6 protein-coding genes and 1 pseudogene are annotated in these 3,105 nt (G+C 63.4%); 1 reads left to right on the top strand and 6 read right to left on the bottom strand.

Features of this window, described 5'->3' with window-relative positions:
* The coding region (locus BGN98_RS06290; RefSeq protein WP_288120291.1) for an alpha/beta fold hydrolase at window positions 1–259 on the top strand (259 nt) is incomplete at its 5' end.
* 96 nt (window positions 260–355) lie between these two features.
* On the opposite strand, the gene BGN98_RS06285 is transcribed toward BGN98_RS06290, so the two are convergent.
* The 6 genes and pseudogenes from BGN98_RS06285 to BGN98_RS06265 form a co-directional block, all read right to left on the bottom strand.
* Entirely contained in the window at window positions 356–580 is a 225-nt protein-coding gene (locus BGN98_RS06285; protein ID WP_288120289.1) for a lipase family protein, read from the bottom strand.
* 101 nt (window positions 581–681) lie between these two features.
* Window positions 682–798 (bottom strand): hypothetical protein, encoded by a 117-nt coding sequence (locus tag BGN98_RS14760; RefSeq protein WP_353681703.1) that lies wholly within the window; start codon window positions 796–798, stop codon window positions 682–684.
* Between the two features lie 31 nt (window positions 799–829).
* Window positions 830–1,276: pseudogene (locus tag BGN98_RS14755) on the bottom strand (ABC transporter substrate-binding protein); the annotation flags it as partial.
* 115 nt (window positions 1,277–1,391) lie between these two features.
* Entirely contained in the window at window positions 1,392–2,228 is an 837-nt protein-coding gene (locus BGN98_RS06275; RefSeq protein ID WP_288120285.1) for a DUF6807 family protein, read from the bottom strand.
* A 7-nt stretch (window positions 2,229–2,235) separates the two neighbouring features.
* Window positions 2,236–2,835, bottom strand: coding sequence for a sugar phosphate isomerase/epimerase family protein (locus BGN98_RS06270; RefSeq protein WP_353681702.1), 600 nt, complete (start codon window positions 2,833–2,835; stop codon window positions 2,236–2,238).
* Between the two features lie 22 nt (window positions 2,836–2,857).
* Window positions 2,858–3,105, bottom strand: a 248-nt coding sequence (locus BGN98_RS06265; RefSeq protein WP_288120282.1) for a hypothetical protein, incomplete at its 5' end; no start/stop codon positions are given.

The raw sequence follows: 3,105 nt of genomic DNA, 5'->3' as shown, positions 1-3,105 counted from the left end.
CAGCAATGCTCAGGCCAACGCCATCATCGCCTGGTGTGCGGACAAGACGACCGATCACGCCGTACTCAAGTCTATCGATCAGCCGACGCTGATCGTTCACGGCAGTGACGACACCATGTTTCCTGCGGTGAACGCCTACGAGATGTTCAAGCACATGAGCAATGCGACTTTGATCATTTATCCCGACTCAGCGCACGGAGCGCTCTTTCAGTATCCAGAAACCTTTGCGTCACACGTGGAATTTTTTCTCGCGTCATAGACGTCCAGCGCAAGCGACGTCGGACTGCGCTTGAGTCACCGGATTACACGCCAAGATGACTAGCTTTCGGGCGCCGCGCCGGGGGCCGTAGTGTCTTCACCACCTCAAGCTGGAACTCGGCACCTGGGCGGCGTCGCCGCGGACGAACCGTAGCGGATTGGCCACGGCGACCGCGGGAAATCCGTCGTGCTTCAGGCGTTCGACGACCCCGTTCCAGCTCGAGCCGTCGGCGAAGGCGCCGTGCACGAGAACGATGGCCAGCTTGCCGTCCCCTGGACTGGCGCCGGCTCCTGCAGCGCTAGGAAGCAAAGCGGCGAGCACGCCGAGCGCAGGGACGTTGACCAGAAATCTTCAACACGTTGCAGTCCGTCAACGAGCCGCTGCCTTCGACGAGGCGGCAGAAGCCGTCGGCCACGCAGCGGCTACAGGGGCAGCCCTGACGATAACGGTCCCCGATACCGGCTTGGCGTCGTCAGGAAATATCGTCTGAACTGCAGCGAGAAGTACTGGCTCGATCGGAATCCGGTCGCGTAGGCGATGTCGGTGATGCTGAGCGTTCGGGTCGAGCCCGGCCTTCTCGAAGAGATCCTTTCGCCAGTAGAGGATATTGGTGTCGGAGGAGAGCGGCGCGCCGTAGAGCTTGTCGCCGATCGAGTATTGCGCGACGTCGCCCGGGAAGAAATCGGCGATGTCGGGCGCGGCCGGCACCGGCACGATCTGGCCCGACAGGCCGAAATCCTTGGCGCCGCCGGCGCCGGTGAACATCGCGTCATAGGCACCGGTCTTGCCGACGATGGCGAGGCGGACCTTCTTGTAGAGATCGTTCTCCGGCAGCGGGTTGTAGACGATCCTGGCGCCCGAGGCCTTTTCGAAGGAGGTTTTCAGCTCCTCGAGAATCGGCGCGAAGGGCGGCTGCAACTGGCTGGCATTCACGACGATGTTGACCGTCCGGCCGTCATATTTGCCCGGCTGAAACCATGCGTCGTCATCAGCGAAGGCTGGCGATGACGCGACCATCGCTGAAAGCGCGAGGCCCGCCCATAAAGTCTTCCTGGACATTCTCTGTTTCCTCCCTTCTTTCCATGTCGGCGCACGCGAAGCCGCCGTTTCCTTTGCTGTCACCGGTCGGCCGCTATTGCGGTTCCGTCGGACCGTCGAAGATCTCGATGTGGTAGTTCTCCGCCAGCGCCTCGCCCCGTCGCATCTGTCGCGGCGCGAGGCCCGAGGGGCCGAGGCTGAGATAGGCGAACGGCTCCTTGAGGATGAACAGCGCGTTCGGCTGCGTCTGGCCGATCCGGATGCCAGCGTGACGGACGGGCCAGAAGCCATCGACGGCCGCCATGTATTCGATGAGCCGCGGTAGGGAACCGAGCGCCGCGGCGACCTCGCAGGGGCTGTCGTCGAGGCGCACCGTGGCCTTGGCCATCGATCCTCCGAACTCCCTCGGAAGACGAACGCCGAGCCCGTGATAGTTGACCAGCGCGCCACCGGACCGCGGCGCGGACCATTGGCTCATCACCAGTTCCGTATCGCGCAGCGCCTCGATCTGCGTGGACCATTCCCATCGGAACGCGCCGCCACCCGGTGCCAGGCGGCAGCAGACGCTGCGACGCTCGGCAAAGGTCGGGAGGCTGCCATCGGCCGCCGACCAGAGCAGGCGCTGCGCGAAGCCGACCTCCTCACCTTGGGCGACAATGTTCTCGAAGCCCTGATGCGCTTGGCAGCCCACCACCTCCTCCGGTCGTGTCTGCCGCTCCTCCCAGAAATTGATGTCCGGCGTGCGCAGCGCATACATCAGGGCACGATGGTGCTTGTGATCATGCGGCATGAAGGCGGAGACGGTCAGCCCGCCCGGTGTGGTCAGCGGATGCAGCGACGGCTTGAACGGATCGTCATAGCCATAGCGGCCGGCGAGCCGCCCGTCGTCCGTGCTGAAGACGAGCGTTCCCTCTTCCTCGGTCAGGCGCATGGCAGCCTCAATCGTCGGCCAGGCGGTTGCCGATCGTCTTTTTCAGGAAGGCGAGGCTTCGCTCGGCCTGATCGATCGTACCGCATTCGACCGAGAGGAAGATGTCGCGATCAAGCGGGTCCAGGATCGACAGCACACGGTCCCAGTCGACGGCATCATCGCCGCAGGCGCAGCCGACGGGCGTCCCCGTGACCTTGCCCCGCTCCTTCTCCGCATGCTCGAAGCTGATGTCCTTCGCATGGACATGGCGAACATGGTCGCGCGCGGTTTGCAGCGCGTCGTAGGGATCCTCCCGCCCAGCGAGGTAGGAATTGCCCGTATCCCAATTGACCTGGATCCAGGGCGAGGGCACCAGATTCACGATCTTGAGCAGGCCTTCGACGGTCTTCGTGTAGACGCCATGCGGCTCGACACAGAGATGGACCTCGTGCCGCGCCAGGACATGGCTGATGCGCTTCAGCGTATAGGCCATCGCTTCATGCGCTTCGCGGTCGTCCATCCAGTCCGGCTTCAGCATCTCGTCGGAATTGAGGAACTTCGCGCCCGTGAAATGGGCGAAGAGCGCAGCCCTCGTCAGCCGCGCGACGGCCGCTTCCGGCTTCATCAGCGGGCTGTGGGCGGAAAAAAGATCAGACGCGGAGGCCGTTCCGCTCGCAGAGCTGCTGCATGAAGAGCGGGTCCTCCTCCATCGAGAAGGAGTGGAAATAGCCGACCTCGCTCAGAAGCTCGTAGCCGGTATGAACCATCGGCTCGACATAGCGATAGCCGAGCCTCGCGGCGACCTCGATGCCCTGTCTGAAGTCGAGATCGGCGCTGCGGACGAATTCCATGTTGGCGCTGATACGGTAACGGGCCATGTCGTTTCTTTCCCTGACGT

The sequence above is a fragment of the Microbacterium sp. 69-7 genome (assembly GCF_001897985.1).
In the GTDB taxonomy this organism is placed as follows: domain Bacteria; phylum Actinomycetota; class Actinomycetes; order Actinomycetales; family Microbacteriaceae; genus Microbacterium; species Microbacterium laevaniformans.
Note: the sequence above shows the minus strand (reverse complement) of the source record. Positions and strands in the feature narration are given on the sequence as shown.